This window comes from Campylobacter sp. LH-2024 (genome assembly GCF_048270605.1).
Lineage (GTDB): Bacteria > Campylobacterota > Campylobacteria > Campylobacterales > Campylobacteraceae > Campylobacter_D > Campylobacter_D molothri.
Genome location: NZ_CP168139.1, coordinates 661891 through 676863 on the forward strand (window position 1 = coordinate 661891; position 14973 = coordinate 676863).

A 14973-nucleotide genomic window follows, 5' to 3' on the forward strand; every position below is an offset into this window, starting at 1 on the left:
TTTAGAAATTTCTTAGTTGAGTTTGAATTATTTTAGATATAATAAATCAAGAATTAAAAAAATAAGGAAAGAAATAATGAGTTTAAAAGCTCCAAAAGATACTCCAGTATGGGTAGATGAGCATCGATGTAAAGCTTGTAATATTTGTGTAAGTTATTGTCCAGCAGGTGTTTTAGCTATGCGTGATGATGTGCATGCTGTTTTAGGACAAATGATAGAGGTGGTTCATCCAGAATCTTGCATAGGTTGTACTGAATGTGAAACGCATTGTCCTGATTTTGCTATTATGGTGGCTAAAAGAGATGAATTTAAATTTGCCAAACTTACACCAGAAGCTAAAGATAGAGCTTTGGCTGTTAGAAATAATCAATATAAAAAATTAGCTTAGGAAAAAAACAATGAGAGAAGTTATAGCAACAGGTAATGTTTTAATTGCACAGGCTGCCATCGATTGTGGTTGTAAATTTTTTGGAGGATATCCTATTACACCAAGTAGTGAAATTGCTCATGAATTAAGTCATTTGCTTCCAGCTAATGATGGAACTTTTATACAAATGGAAGATGAAATTTCAGGGATAAGTGTTGCTATTGGCGCAGCAATGAGTGGAGTAAAGGCTATGACAGCAAGTAGTGGTCCAGGAATTTCTTTAAAAGCAGAGCAAATTGGACTCGCATTTATAGCTGAAATTCCATTAGTCATAGTTAATGTTATGCGTGGAGGTCCTTCAACAGGTTTACCAACTCGTGTAGCACAAGGGGATTTATTTCAGGCAAAAGCTCCAACTCATGGAGATTTTGCGAGTATAGCTATTGCACCCGCTTCGCTTAAAGAAGCTTATTTGGAAACTATTAGAGCTTTTAATTTAGCTGAAAAATATATGACACCAGTATTTTTGCTTATGGATGAAACTGTAGGTCATATGAATGGTAAAGCGGTACTGCCTGATTTAAAAGATATTAAAATTTATAATCGAAAAAAATTTGAAGGCGATAAAAAAGATTATAAGCCTTATGCAGCTGGCGAAAATGAAGCTGCAACTCTTAATCCTTTTTTTACAGGTTATCGCTATCATGTAACGGGACTTCATCATGGTGATATTGGTTTTCCAACAGAAGATGGTGCTATAGTGAAAAAAAATATAGAAAGACTTATAGGTAAAATTAATAATAATCGTGAAGATATTTGTACTTATGAAGAATACATGCTTGATGATGCTGAATTTTTAATTATAGCTTATGGAAGCGTAAGTCGATCGGTAAAAGAAGCTATTCAAAGACTTAGAGAAGATGGAATTAAAGTAGGTCTTTTCCGTCCTATTACTCTTTATCCTGTAGCGGAGAAAAAAATAGCTAAAGTAGTGAGTCAATTTGAAAAAGTTATGGTAACAGAATTAAATATGGGTCAATATCTTGAAGAGATTGAAAGGGTGAGTTCACGTCGTGATTTTATTAGCTTGCATCGTGCAAATGGTCGTCCTATCACCCCTAGTGAAATTATTGCTAAAGTGAAGGAGAATATATAAAATGGCATTTAATTATGATGAATATTTAAGAACCGATAAGCTTCCAACTCAATGGTGCTGGGGCTGTGGAGATGGTGTTGTTTTAAAATGTATTATTCGTGCGATTGAAAAACTTGGTTGGAATATGGATGATGTATGTCTTGTTTCAGGAATTGGTTGTAGCGGTAGAATGAGTTCTTATGTTAATTGTAATACTGTGCATACTACACATGGTAGAGCTATTGCTTATGCAACAGGAATAAAATTAGCAAATCCAACGAAACATGTAATTGTGGTTAGCGGGGATGGCGATACTTTAGCAATTGGTGGAAATCATACTATACATGGCTGTCGTAGGAATATAGATCTAACTCATATAGTAATTAATAATTTTATTTATGGTCTTACAAATTCACAAACTTCTCCAACAACTCCTAAAGGTTTTTATACTGTAACAGCACAATTTGGAAATATTGATCCAAATTTTGATGCTTGCGAGTTAACGAAAGCTGCAGGAGCTTCTTTTGTTGCAAGAGGAAATGTGATAGAGGCAAATAAGCTTGAAAATTTAATTTATAAAGCTTTATCACACAAAGGTTATAGCTTTGTGGATGTTTTTTCAAATTGTCATATCAATCTAGGAAGAAAAAATAAAATGGGAGAAGCAACTGCAATGCTTGATTGGATTAAAAGTCGTGTTGTAGAAAAAGCTAAATTTGAAAGTATGGATTTTGAAGAAAGAAAAGATAAATTTCCAACTGGAATTTTATATGAAGATAATTCTCAGCCAGAATATTGTCAAGCCTATGAAGAAGTGCGTCGTGCAGCTAAGGAAAAAAGAATGGTTGATTTGGGAGCTTTAAAATGAAATATCAATTAAGATTCGGTGGAGAAGGTGGACAAGGAGTCATCACCGCAGGAGAGATTTTAGCTGAAGCTGCAATCAAAGAAGGACGTCAAGCTTTTAAAGCATCTACTTACACTTCTCAAGTAAGAGGCGGACCTACAAAAGTAGATATTATTATAGATGATAAAGAAATTCTTTTTCCTTATGCTGTGGAGGGAGAGGTTGATTTTATGCTTTCAACTGCTGATAAAGGATATAAGGGCTTTCGTGGAGGTGTAAAAGAAGGTGGAATTATTGTTGTAGAACCTAATTTAGTGCATCCTGAAAATGAAGATTATAAAAGATGGCAAATTTTTGAAATTCCAATTATTACTATAGCTAAGGATGAGGTAGGTAATGTTGCAACTCAATCTGTTGTGGCTTTGGCTATTGCCGCTTATATGAGTAAATGCATTGACTTAGATGTTTTAAAAGAAACAATGCTTCATATGGTTCCGCCAAAAACTCGTGATGCAAATTCTAAAGCTTTTGATTTAGGACTTAAATACGCTAAAGAGAGCAAATCTATTTAACAATGATTTTTTGGGGATTGCCCCAAATTTAATAACTTAAAGATTTTATAATTTAGCTACTTTTAACGATTAAAATTTTATAATCAAAAACTTACTATTTTCAAGGAAAATAATGGATATCTTTGATGAAATGTTTAATAAAACTCCTAAAGAAAAATTTTTAGAAATTATACAAAATGGTAATTTAGGAGCCTTAGAAAAAGTATTTGAGATTTTTTTTGCCGAATATATAAGCATGATTGAACTTTTAGAAAAACAGGGTTTAAATGAAATAGATGTTAAAAATTTTATACTTGAAAATGGAGATTTAATTGAGCAAAGATTAAATGATATTTATATAGATTTGGGAGCCAAAATTTTAGGACATGAGGGCTAATGCAAAAATCATTGAAATTATTTTTTATTTTATTGCTTGTTTTAGTATTTAAAAATCATTTAAATGCAGCTCCTGTCTTTGAATATACTTATAAGTTTGTTCTTAAAAAAGATCAAAGAGCAAGTATTCAAATTAAAGAAATCGGTTATGAAGATAAGGTTCAAAATTTTGATTTTTATTGGACTTTGTTTGATAATACAAATATTATTGTTCAATCTAAATTTCGCAAATATCCAAGACAATTTGTGATGAGTTTAAGAAGAAATTTGGATTGGGTTACGCAAACTTTGATTCCTGATTATACAAATCCACATATAGATAGAGCAAGGCTTATTTTAGAATTTAGTGGCTATAATAAAGGTTTAGCAACTTTTACAGTTTATATTGAAGATAAGGAGTCTCGTGTGATGGTGGAATTTTTAGATCCAAGAAAAACACCGCTTTCAAATCCACCGCAAAATGATCAAGTTGTCCCTATGATTAATTTTAATCAACCACAAGTTAAACCATTGACAAGCTGGGATAAATAGTAAAACAAGGAATTGAATGTGCAGGCAATAGACGATTTAATACAAAAATTTTTAAAAGAGCTAAATTACGCACCCATATTAGAAATGCTTTTGCATGTTAAATCAGGGAAGAAATTGCGTTCTAAATTGCTTTTAGCTATTTCAGGAGAAAGCAAAGAAGCTTTAATAATCTGTGCAGTTATTGAGCTTATACATTTGGCTAGTTTATTACATGATGATATTATTGATGAGAGTAAGTTAAGAAGAGGGGTAAAATCTATAAATTCAGAATTTGGGACAAAAAATGCTTTAATGCTAGGAGATATTTTATATTCTAAGGCTTTTTATGAGTTAAGCCAAATAAATACTCAATTTGCAAGCATAATTTCTGATGCAGTTGTAAAGCTTTCTATAGGTGAGCTTATGGATGTTAATTTAAGTCAAGATTTTAATACCGATAAAGATAAATATCTAACCATGATCTATAATAAAACAGCAATTTTAATTGAAGCAAGTGCAAAATGTGGAGCTATTTTGGCTGGCTTAGATGAAAAATCTTTTGGAGAATATGGAAAAAATTTAGGACTTGCTTTTCAAATGGTCGATGATATTTTAGATATTAAAGGTGATGAAAAAACATTAGGTAAGCCTTCTATGGCAGATTTTAAAGAAGGGAAGGTTACTTTGCCTTATATATATCTTTTTGAAAGTTTAGATCAAAAAGGAAAAAATCAATTAAAAACAATGTTTCAAAAAGATTTAAACGAACAAGAAAAAATATGGATAAATACTCAATTTAAAGAAAAATCTATTTTGGAAAAATCTATCTTAGAAGCTAAAGAATATGCTAAAAAGGCAATTGATGCTATAGAGGAATATTCTAATCAAAAATTAAAAGATATTGTAAAAGTAATGATAGATAGGAATTTTTAATGTATTATTGCGTTTCTTTTACTCATAAAAATACCGATCTTGCCTTAAGAGAAAAGTTAAGTTTTACAGATGAAGCAAAAAAGTATGAATTTTTACGTATTATAAATACACATGAAAGCATTGAGGAAAGCTTGATAATTAGTACCTGTAATCGTGTAGAGATTATTGCTTTTGTTAAAAATGCTTGTTCAGAATATATTATTAAAACCTTAGCTTTATTGTGTGATGTTGACCAGGATGAATTATTTAAAAAAGCTGATATATTTGAGGATAGTGGAGCGATACACCATCTTTTTTCAGTAGCAAGTTCTTTAGATAGTCTTGTTGTTGGTGAAACTCAAATTGCAGGACAGATTAAAGATGCTTTTTCGTTTGCCTTAAAGAATGAATTTTGCAAAACTCATATTTCAAGAGCTTTGCATTGTGCTTTTAAATGTGCTGCCAAAGTTCGTACAGAAACTCAAATTTCCAAAAATCCCATTTCAGTTGCTAGTGTTGCTGTGGCCAGAGCAAAAGAACTTTTGGATTTAACTCAAAAAAAAGCTGTGATTATAGGAGCTGGAGAGATGGCTGAACTTGCAGCCAAGCATTTAATTGCTAGCGGAGCTAAGATTATTATTTTAAATCGTGATATACAAAAGGCTAAATTACTTTGTGAAAAGTTAGATGGCCTACATCAATACGATAGTTTAGAAAATTTAAAACAGTACTTAAATCAATACGAACTCTTTTTTTCAGCTACTAATGCAACTCATGCCATTATTACTAATGCTTTAATTGAAGAAGTCTCCCATAAAAGATATTTTTTTGATATTGCTGTTCCACGTGATATTGATATTAAAGAAAATGATAAAATTTTTGTTTTCGCAGTGGACGATCTTCAAGCTGTTGTTCAAAAAAATTTAGCTTTAAGAGAAAATGAAGCACGTATGGCTTATGGAATCATAGGACAAGAAACATCAGATTTTTTTAGATATTTAAATGATTTAGCTTTAAATCCAATTATTAAAGCTATACGTCTTAAGGCTAAAGAATGTGCAAATGAACAACTTGATATTGCTGTAAAAAAAGGCTATTTAAAGCATTCTGATAAAAACGAAGCACGAAAACTAATTCATCAAACTTTTAAAGCTTTTTTGCACAATCCAACTATAAATTTAAAACATCTTCAAGGAAAAATTCAAAGCGATACAGTTATTAATGCTATGAGATATGTTTTTGATTTGAAAAATAATCTTGAGGGCTTAAATCAATACAAATGTGATTTTAACATGGAGAATAATGATGAAATTTAGTCAATTATATGCACCAAGTACAAGGGAAACTCCTAAAGATGCAAGTTTACCAAGCCATATTTTCTTAGTTCGTTCTGGTTTTGTAGAGCAAATTGGTAGTGGACTTTATAACTTTTTGCCTTTAGGAAAAAGAGTTTTAGATAAAATTCGTACTATAGTTAAAGAAGAGATGGATAAAGCTGGTGCGCAAGAAGTGAATCTTAGTTTTGTTACTCCGGCTAGTTTATGGCAAGAAAGTGGACGTTATAATATTTTTGGAAAAGAACTTTTGCGTTTTAAAGATAGAAAAGAAAATGATTTTGTTTTAGGGCCAACCCATGAAGAAGCTATGCTTTCTTTGGTTAAAAATAAAATTACAAGTTATAAACAACTTCCTTTACATTTATATCAAATTGGTTGGAAATTTAGAGATGAAGCACGTCCACGTTTTGGGCTTTTAAGATGTAGAGAATTTTTAATGAAGGATAGTTATAGTTTTCATCAAAATGAAGAAGATTTGGCACGAGAATTCAACCTTATGTATGAGACTTATTCTAATATTTTAAAAAGAATGGGACTTGATTTTAGAGCCGTTGAGGCTGATAGTGGAGCAATTGGCGGCAGCGGATCTAAAGAATTTATGGTTTTAGCAAAAAATGGAGAAGACGATATCTTACTTTGTGAAAATTGTGATTATGCGGCAAATATTGAAGCAGCAAAAAGAGCTAAAAAAACTTGCGATAAAGATCGTCCAGAAGCTAGCTATGCAAGCAAATTTCATACACCTAGTGTTAAAAGTATTAAAGAATTGGCTGATTTTTTCAAGATTGATGAATTTTATACTATTAAAGCAGTAGTAAAAAAAGCTATTTATGAACATGAAAGTAAATTGGTTGTATTTTTTATACGTGGATGTGATGATTTACAAGAAGTCAAAGCGCAAAATGCTTGTAAAGCTTTAGAACTTATTGATGTAGATGAAAGCGAATTGCTTAATGCTGGATTAGTCCCTGGTTTTATTGGATTTGTAGGACTTAAAAATATAGATTTTTATCTTGATCAAGAGCTTGAAAATGAAAAACAAATGATTATTGGAGCCAATGAGAAAGATTATCATTTAATAGGAATTGATGTTGTAAATTTAAACAAAGATCGTTTTAAAGATTTGGTGGAAGTTAAAGAAAATGATTGTTGTTTAAAATGCGGTGGTAAATTAAAAAAAAGCAAAGGTATAGAGGTAGGACATATTTTTAAACTTGGACAAAAATATTCTAAGGCTATGAATGCACATTTTTTAGATGAAAATGGAAAAGCTCAGGCATTTTATATGGGTTGTTATGGAATTGGAGTTTCTCGCTTAGTAGCTGTTGCTATTGAAGCTAGTCATGATGAAAAAGGTTGCATTTGGAGTCAAACTTTGGCTCCTTTTGTTATCGATATCATTATATCTAATATAAAAGATGAGCAAGCTTGTCAATTTGCATATCAAATTTATCAGCAACTGCAAAATTTAGGAATCGAAGTTTTGCTTGATGATAGAAATGAACGTTTTGGTGTAAAAATGAATGATTTTGAATTAATGGGTTTTCCTTATGCTTTAGTGATTGGAAAAGGGTTGCAAAACAATGAAATAGAACTTATACAAAGAGAAAATTTAAGTAAAGAAATTATTAAAATAGAGAATATTATAGAGATTATTAAGAAGAGAATATCATGAGTTATAAACTTAAGTTAAGTCCTTTATTTGTTATAGAATTTATTTTTAGTCTATTATTTATTATATTTTTTGGTTTTGGAAATTTTTTAATTTTTATTTTGGCAAGTATGATATTTGGTGTTGTACTTTTGGGAATTTTTTGGAAAAATATGCTTGAATTTCAAATTTTAGGTTTTAAAAATATGCTGACGCAATTTTCTTTTGTTATTGCTGGATTTTTACTTGTTTTTCCAGGAGTTTTAACAAGTTTTATTGGATTTTTAATTTTTTTATTCGGCATTTTTTTAAAAATAGCCACTAAAACAAAATATACTCATAGACAAAATCGAAATTCTAGTGAAGAAATCATTGATGTTGAAATTATAGAGGATGAAAAATGAATCAGTTAATTATAGCCACAAGAAAAAGCGCTTTAGCCCTTTGGCAAAGTGAACACATTGCACAGATTTTAAAAAATAAACATAATATAGATGTTATATTAGAAGGATTTAAAACAAAAGGAGATATTTTACTTGATTCTCCCTTGGCCAAGATCGGTGGCAAAGGGCTTTTTACTAAAGAGCTTGAAGAAAGTATGCTTAGAAATGAAGCGCATTTAGCAGTACATAGTTTAAAAGATGTTCCAAGTTTTTTTCCAAAGGGCTTAGTTTTAGCAGCAGTGAGCAAAAGAGAAAAAAGTAATGATACGATGTTGAGTCAAAAATATGAAAATTTCCTTTCTTTACCTAAAGGTGCAAAAATAGGCACAACAAGCCTTAGACGAAAAATGCAACTTTTATTGTTAAGACCTGATTTGGAAATTATTTCTTTACGTGGAAATGTAAACTCTCGCATAGAGAAATTAAAAAAAGGTGATTTTGATGCTATTATCCTTGCTTTGGCGGGTATTAAGCGTTTAGGATTAGATAAAGAAGTTAATTTTATTTATGAATTTAGTAAAGATGAACTCATTCCTGCGGCTTCTCAAGGTGCTTTAGGTATTGAGAGTGTTGAAGATGTAAAAATTTTAAATTTGTTAAAATGCCTAAATGATGAAAACACCGTAATAGAAACAACTATAGAAAGAGAATTTATTGCTACTTTAGAGGGTGGATGTCAAGTTCCTATAGGAATCAATGCAGAACTTAATGAAGATATGATTTGTATCCGTGCCATACTTGGTTTACCTGATGGGAGTGAAATTTTAAAAGATAAAAGAATAATTAAAAAAAATGAATTTAAAGGATTTGGTGAAATTTTGGCTAAAGAATTTATAAACAAAGGTGCTAAAGAGTTATTAAAAAAAGCAGAGGGTATGATATGAAAAATTTTATCCAAGTCTTAAAGGAAAATAATCTATTAAAGATTATTGAAGAGCCTGTGGATGTAGATCTTGAAATAGCACATTTAGCTTATATAGAGGCAAAAAAAGAAGAGAATGGCAAAGCTTTACTTTTTAAAAACCCTATTGATAAAAAATTAGAAAAAAAATATAAATTTCCAGTTTTAATGAATACTTTTTGCAATAAAAAAGCTTTAAATTTAGCTTTTGGAAGAGATTTTAATGAGGTAGCTAACGAAATTTCACATTTAACCAAACTTCATATTCCTACTAATTTTAGAGCTAAAATTGATTTTTTTATGAATTTATTGAGTTTAAAAAATGTTCCACCTAAAAGATTGGGCATCAATAAAGCACTTTATAATTATGAAATTTTAAATTCCCTTAAAGAGCTCCCTATACTTAAAACTTGGGAAGATGATGCTGGTAAATTTATAACAATGGGGCAAGTTTATACTCATAATTTAGATAAAACTCAAAATAATCTTGGAATGTATCGTTTGCAAGTTAGCGGAGAAAATGAACTTTTAATGCACTGGCAAATCCATAAAGATGGGGCAAATTTTTATCATGAGTATAAAAAAGCAGGTTTTAAAAAAATGCCTGTTAGTATAGCTATTGGCGGAGATCCACTTTATATTTGGTGTTCTCAAGCTCCATTACCAAAAGGAATTTTTGAACTTTTGCTTTATGGTTTTATTAAAAAAACTCCTGCTAAATTAACACCTTGTGAAAATGGAGTCTTTGTCCCTTTTGATAGTGATATTGTTATAGAAGGTTATGTGGACTTAGAAGAATTTAAAATAGAAGGACCTTTTGGAGATCATACGGGTTTTTATACTCCAGCAGAGCTTTTTCCTGTTATGAAAGTTGAAAAAATTTATGCTAAAAAAGATGCTATTTATCAAGCAACTGTTGTAGGAAAGCCTCCTTTGGAAGATAGAATTATGGGGCTTGGAACTGAGCGTATTTTCTTGCCTCTTTTGCAAACTTCCGTTCCTGATTTGATTGATTATAAAATGCCAGAAAATGGAGTTTTTCATAATCTAATTTTAGCTAAAATTGATACAAAATATCCCGCACATGCACAACAAATTATGCATGCTTTTTGGGGAGTAGGGCAAATGAGTTTTGTTAAACATGCGATTTTTGTTGATAAAGATGCACCTAAGTTGGATGATTATGATGCATTAATTCCTTATATTCTTAATCGTTTTTGTGTACAAAAATTACTTATAAGTGAAGGAATTTGTGATCAACTTGATCATGCTTCTCCTAATTCTTGTTTTGGTGGCAAAGCAGGGCTTGATGCTTGTGATAAAAATGAGATAGAAGAGCTTGAAATTTTAGAAGATGAAAAATTATTTGAGCTTTTCAATTCTGAAGTAAAACTTGTTTCTTTAAAGCAATTTTATAAAGAATGTAAAAGTCCTATAGTCTGTATTTTGCTTGATAAAAAAGAAAAAAATTCTCAAGTTTTTAAAAGATTATTGAAATTTAAAAAATATTTTAGAATTTTAGTTTTTTTAGATACAAACAATAAATTAGAAAATCCATATATGCTTGTTTGGCGTGTTGTAAATAATATTGATGCAAAAAGAGATTTATTTATACAAGAAGATAGATTGGCTATTGATGCAAGTGCTAAAGATGAAACTGAGGATTATACAAGAGCTTGGCCTAAGCAAACCGATTGTAACGAAAATGTTATAAAAGATCTAATTTTGCGTAATATTTTAGACAATGATCCTGAATTATTTAAAAAATTTGAAATTATGGGTTAGATAAAAATAATTTTTATTTTGGAACGCTTTTTGCTTATATCAAAATATATAAAAATTTTAAAATTTTTATTAAAAAAGTATTCATAAAATTATTTTTTTGCCGATGTAGAGTTTAACTAGCAATAGAGGAAATTTTAAAAAGGATTTTAAAATGGAAATTTCGAAGGCAAATGAAAAAATGGATATGGTTTTGACTAATATGAGTCAAAGAGCAGATAAGGTGCAAAAAGCTAGTTCAGATATTCACGCTGAAAAACAAAGCCAAGGAGGCGATGATAATCAGCAAAATTTGGATGCTAAATTAGCAGATATTACGAAAAAATTAAACGAACAAATGGATTCTTTAGATACGAATGTTCGTTTTGGATATAGCGATAAAACAGGTTCAATGTACATTAGCGTAACTGAAAAAAGCACAGGAAGAGAGATTCGTAAAATTCCTAGTGAAGAGGCTATGAGATTGGCAGAATATTTTAAAGATGCAATTGGTATGATTTTTGATAAGGAGAGTTAAAAATGGCATTTGGTAGTTTATCAAGTTTGGGTTTTGGATCTGGAGTTTTAACTCAAGATACTTTAGATAAATTAAAGCAAGCAGAAGAAAAAGCTAGAGTAGATCCTTATACAAAAAAAATAGAAGAAAATTCAACTAAACAAAAAGATTTAACTGAAATAAAAACAAAATTGCTTACATTTCAAACAGCAGTTTCTTCTTTAGCAGATGCAACAGCTTTTGCAAAAAGAAAAGTAAGTGCTAGTGTTACCACTAATCCTCCAGCAAGCCTAACAGCTAGCAGTGGTGTATCTTTACAAAGTATGAAGATCAATGTAACTCAACTTGCTCAAAAAGATGTTTATCAGAGCAAAGGTTTAGCAAATGACAGTGGTTTTATAAATTCTCAATTAGAAACACCAACAAATTTAACCTTTTTTTCTAATGGTAAAGAATACACTGTAACGGTTGATAAAAATACAACTTTTAGAGATTTGGCTGATAAAATTAATGATGCTACAGGTGGTGAGATCGTTGCAAAGATTGTAAATACAGGTGAAAAAGATGCTCCTTATCGCTTAACTTTAACCAGTAAAGAAACTGGTGAGGATAGTGCTATAAGTTTTTATCCTGGAGGAAAAAATGCTGAGGGAAAATATGAATTTGATGAAAATGCAAAGGGTATTTTTGAAAGTCTTGGTTGGCAACTTAATGAACAATCAACAGATATAGGAAGTTTTGATCCATCTAAGGATAAAAAAGGTTTGGGAATTATTGATGATAAAGATAATCCTTTACATATTCAAAAAGCACAAAATGCTGAATTTACACTTGATGGAATTAAAATGATACGCCAAAGCAATACCGTGACAGATCTTGGCGTTGGACTTACTTTAACTTTAAATAAAACTGGAGAAATTGATTTTGATGTTCAGCAAGATAATGAAGCTGTAACCAAGGCTATGCAAGAATTAGTAGATGCTTATAATGATTTAGTAACTAATCTTAATGCTGCTACTGATTATAATTCTGAAACAGGAACCAAAGGAACCTTACAAGGTGTAACTGAGGTAAATTCTATACGTTCAAGTATCATTTCAGCTTTGTTTGATTCTCAATCAGTTAGCGGAACTGTAATCGATGATAATGGTAATAAAGTTAATACTACGGTTATGCTTTCTATGCAAGATTTTGGTTTAACTTTAAATGATGCCGGGACTTTAAGTTTTGATTCTTCTAAATTTGAAAGCAAGGTAAAAGAAAATCCTGATTTTGCGGAAAGTTTTTTTTCAGGTATTACTCAATATGAAGATATTAATTATACAGGCGATTTAATTAAAACAGGTAGCCTAGATAAATATCTAACCAAAGAGGAAGGAGTAACTAGAGAAACCGAGGAAAATAAAGGTCTTACTTTTGAAAAAGGTAAATTTACTATAGTTTTTGGTGGTCAAACTTATGACGTATCAAAAACAACTGATGGAAGCAATTTTGTCCTTACAGGAAAAACCGAAGAAGAAATGCTCCAAAATTTAGCCAGTCATATCAATAGTCTCGGTATAGATGGTTTAAAGGTAAAAGTAGAAAGTTATGATAAAAACGGAGAAAAAGGTTTTAAACTTAAATTTAGTGGTGATGGAAGTTCTGATTTTTCAATTAAAGGAGATGCAGAATTTCTTAAACAATTTGGTTTAAGTGAAACCACTATAGCTGCAAAACCTATAGAAGGTAAAGGTATCTTTGCTCAACTTAAATCAACACTTCAAGGGATGACAGGAACAAATGGTTCATTGACTAAATATGATGAGAGTTTAACTAATGATACTAAATCTTTAAATGAATCAAAAAAATCAGCTCAAGATATGATCGATGCAAGATATGATACAATGGCAAATCAGTGGTTACAATATGAAAGTATTTTAAATAAACTTAATCAGCAGTTGACCACAGTTACAAATATGATTAATGCTGCAAATAATTCAAATAATTAAGGAAAATATCGATGCAAAATAGTTTGGCTTATAATGCTTATTCCCAAAATCAAGTAGGGATAGAATCTTCTCAAAAATTGATCGAAATGCTCTATGAGGGCATTTTGCGTTTTTGTGCTAGGGCTAAAGTAGCTATTAGAAATGAAGATATAGAGCAAAGAGTTTATTTTGTTAAAAGAACTACAGCTATTTTTATAGAATTAATCAATACTTTAGATTATGAAAAAGGTGGAGAAGTGGCACATTATTTAAGTGGCCTTTATACTAGAGAAATTCAACTTCTATCTTTGGCAAATTTAGAAAATAATGAAGCAAGAATTGATGAGGTTATTAATGTAACTAAGGGTTTATTGGAAGCTTGGAGAGATGTGCATAATAATGAAGAAATGGCTTGATGATTTTAAACTCGCTTTAATACAAGAAAATATAGAAAATTTAGATAGTCTTTTGGATGATTTAAATCTAAAAGACTTTGCGGTCAATATAGCCCAAGAATCTAAAAATGATGACGAGCTTAGAAAAAATATAAATCTTACCTTAAATCAAATTCAGGCTCTATTGCAAGAAGCTATAAATTTAATTGTAATAAAAAAAGACAACAAAGCTCATGATATTCAAAAATTTCAGAAAGCTTTAAAATATTTTAAAGCTTAATTTTGATGATTAAATAAAAAAATTATTTTCATTAAATTATAAGCAAGGCAGTGCTAGAATAAGCTTTTATAAAAAATTCTGAGGAAATTATGAAAGATTTATTTTTATTCAGTTCTTTATTTGATTCAAGTCATACTTTTTCTTATTTTTTTCATTTGGGCTTAGTAGCTTTTATCGCGGTAATTATTGCTTATAAAGCTACAAGTTCTATGCAATTTATACCTCGTGGTTTGCAAAATTTAGGCGAAGCTTTTTTAGAGGGTGTTCTTTCCATGGGGCGTGATACCTTAGGAGATGAAAAAAATGCTAGAAAATATCTTCCTTTGGTAGCTACTTTAGGTATTATTATATTTTTTAGCAATGTTATAGGTATTATTCCCGGTTTTCACTCTCCAACAGCAAGTTTAAATTTAACTTTATCTTTGGCAATTATTGTCTTTGTTTATTATCATTTTGAAGGAATAAGAACCCAAGGCGTGGTGAGATATTTTTCTCATTTTATGGGACCTATTAAATTTTTAGCACCTTTAATGTTTCCAATTGAAATTGTTTCTCATTTTTCTCGCGTTATTTCTTTATCGTTTCGTCTTTTTGGCAATATTAAAGGAGATGATTTATTTTTAATGGTTATTTTAGCTCTTGTCCCTTATGTAGCGCCACTTCCTGCTTACGTACTTTTAACTTTTATGGCTTTTTTGCAAGCTTTTATTTTTATGATTTTAACTTATGTATATCTAGCAGGTGCTGTTAAGATAGAGGAAGGTCATTGATTTATATTTTGGAATTTTTCAAAGGTGCATCTTTGGCTTTAATGCTTTTTGGTGCACTTTTGATGTTTTTTAAATTTAATTCTTATATATATTTGTGTTTAGGATTGACTCCAGGTTTTCTTTTAACTTTAATTTTTATTTTACTGATAGAAAACTATCAACTTAAAAATAAGTTAAATAATATTTCTCATTAATTTTTTTAATAATTAATAATTACTTTTTATTTTTTA

General features: G+C 30.1%; 18 protein-coding genes. All 18 read left to right on the forward strand.

The genetic code is table 11. From position 1 onward, the window contains the following. Positions 1-76 precede the first annotated feature (76 nt). Positions 77-388, forward strand: coding sequence for a 4Fe-4S binding protein (locus tag ACD570_RS03460; RefSeq protein WP_200280883.1), 312 nt, complete (start codon positions 77-79; stop codon positions 386-388). 10 nt (positions 389-398) lie between these two features. Beyond that, positions 399-1523, forward strand: a complete 1125-nt coding sequence (locus tag ACD570_RS03465) for a 2-oxoglutarate synthase subunit alpha (protein WP_337210476.1) — start codon at positions 399-401, stop codon at positions 1521-1523. Position 1524: 1 nt separating this feature from the next. Further along, complete coding sequence (locus ACD570_RS03470; RefSeq protein WP_200280890.1) at positions 1525-2370, forward strand: 2-oxoglutarate ferredoxin oxidoreductase subunit beta; 846 nt, start codon at positions 1525-1527, stop codon at positions 2368-2370. Then, entirely contained in the window at positions 2367-2921 is a 555-nt protein-coding gene (locus ACD570_RS03475) for a 2-oxoacid:acceptor oxidoreductase family protein (protein ID WP_200280893.1), read from the forward strand. The genes ACD570_RS03470 and ACD570_RS03475 overlap by 4 nt, the downstream gene beginning before the upstream one ends. A 112-nt stretch (positions 2922-3033) precedes the next feature. Then, positions 3034-3297: a DUF2018 family protein gene (locus ACD570_RS03480; protein WP_417904407.1), complete on the forward strand. Its 264-nt coding sequence runs from the start codon at positions 3034-3036 to the stop codon at positions 3295-3297. Beyond that, entirely contained in the window at positions 3297-3827 is a 531-nt protein-coding gene (locus ACD570_RS03485) for an exporting protein (RefSeq protein WP_337210477.1), read from the forward strand. The genes ACD570_RS03480 and ACD570_RS03485 overlap by 1 nt, the downstream gene beginning before the upstream one ends. An 18-nt stretch (positions 3828-3845) precedes the next feature. After that, positions 3846-4739, forward strand: coding sequence for a polyprenyl synthetase family protein (locus ACD570_RS03490; RefSeq protein WP_417904408.1), 894 nt, complete (start codon positions 3846-3848; stop codon positions 4737-4739). Then, positions 4739-6034, forward strand: a complete 1296-nt coding sequence (hemA, locus tag ACD570_RS03495; RefSeq protein ID WP_337202787.1) for a glutamyl-tRNA reductase — start codon at positions 4739-4741, stop codon at positions 6032-6034. Before ACD570_RS03490 ends, hemA begins: the two co-directional genes overlap by 1 nt. After that, positions 6021-7730, forward strand: coding sequence for a proline--tRNA ligase (locus tag ACD570_RS03500; protein ID WP_417904409.1), 1710 nt, complete (start codon positions 6021-6023; stop codon positions 7728-7730). The genes hemA and ACD570_RS03500 overlap by 14 nt, the downstream gene beginning before the upstream one ends. Then, positions 7727-8110 carry an integral memnbrane protein gene (locus ACD570_RS03505; protein ID WP_200280911.1) on the forward strand — a complete coding sequence of 128 codons (384 nt, stop codon included), beginning with the start codon at positions 7727-7729 and terminating at the stop codon, positions 8108-8110. Before ACD570_RS03500 ends, ACD570_RS03505 begins: the two co-directional genes overlap by 4 nt. Continuing rightward, positions 8107-9033, forward strand: coding sequence for a hydroxymethylbilane synthase (gene hemC, locus ACD570_RS03510; RefSeq protein ID WP_200280914.1), 927 nt, complete (start codon positions 8107-8109; stop codon positions 9031-9033). The genes ACD570_RS03505 and hemC overlap by 4 nt, the downstream gene beginning before the upstream one ends. After that, entirely contained in the window at positions 9030-10835 is a 1806-nt protein-coding gene (locus tag ACD570_RS03515; RefSeq protein ID WP_337210480.1) for a menaquinone biosynthesis decarboxylase, read from the forward strand. Before hemC ends, ACD570_RS03515 begins: the two co-directional genes overlap by 4 nt. A gap of 151 nt (positions 10836-10986) precedes the next feature. Then, entirely contained in the window at positions 10987-11349 is a 363-nt protein-coding gene (locus ACD570_RS03520) for a FlaG family protein (protein WP_417904410.1), read from the forward strand. A gap of 2 nt (positions 11350-11351) precedes the next feature. Continuing rightward, the gene (fliD, locus tag ACD570_RS03525; protein WP_337210482.1) at positions 11352-13319 is read left to right on the forward strand and encodes a flagellar filament capping protein FliD; all 1968 of its coding nucleotides are present in this window, start codon (positions 11352-11354) and stop codon (positions 13317-13319) included. Between the two features lie 11 nt (positions 13320-13330). After that, positions 13331-13714: a flagellar export chaperone FliS gene (fliS, locus tag ACD570_RS03530; protein ID WP_200280926.1), complete on the forward strand. Its 384-nt coding sequence runs from the start codon at positions 13331-13333 to the stop codon at positions 13712-13714. After that, positions 13698-13973: a hypothetical protein gene (locus ACD570_RS03535; RefSeq protein WP_337199117.1), complete on the forward strand. Its 276-nt coding sequence runs from the start codon at positions 13698-13700 to the stop codon at positions 13971-13973. The genes fliS and ACD570_RS03535 overlap by 17 nt, the downstream gene beginning before the upstream one ends. Positions 13974-14062: 89 nt before the next feature. After that, positions 14063-14743 (forward strand): F0F1 ATP synthase subunit A, encoded by a 681-nt coding sequence (locus ACD570_RS03540; protein ID WP_200280932.1) that lies wholly within the window; start codon positions 14063-14065, stop codon positions 14741-14743. Continuing rightward, positions 14740-14937, forward strand: a complete 198-nt coding sequence (locus ACD570_RS03545) for a hypothetical protein (protein ID WP_200280936.1) — start codon at positions 14740-14742, stop codon at positions 14935-14937. The genes ACD570_RS03540 and ACD570_RS03545 overlap by 4 nt, the downstream gene beginning before the upstream one ends. Positions 14938-14973: the final 36 nt, after the last annotated feature.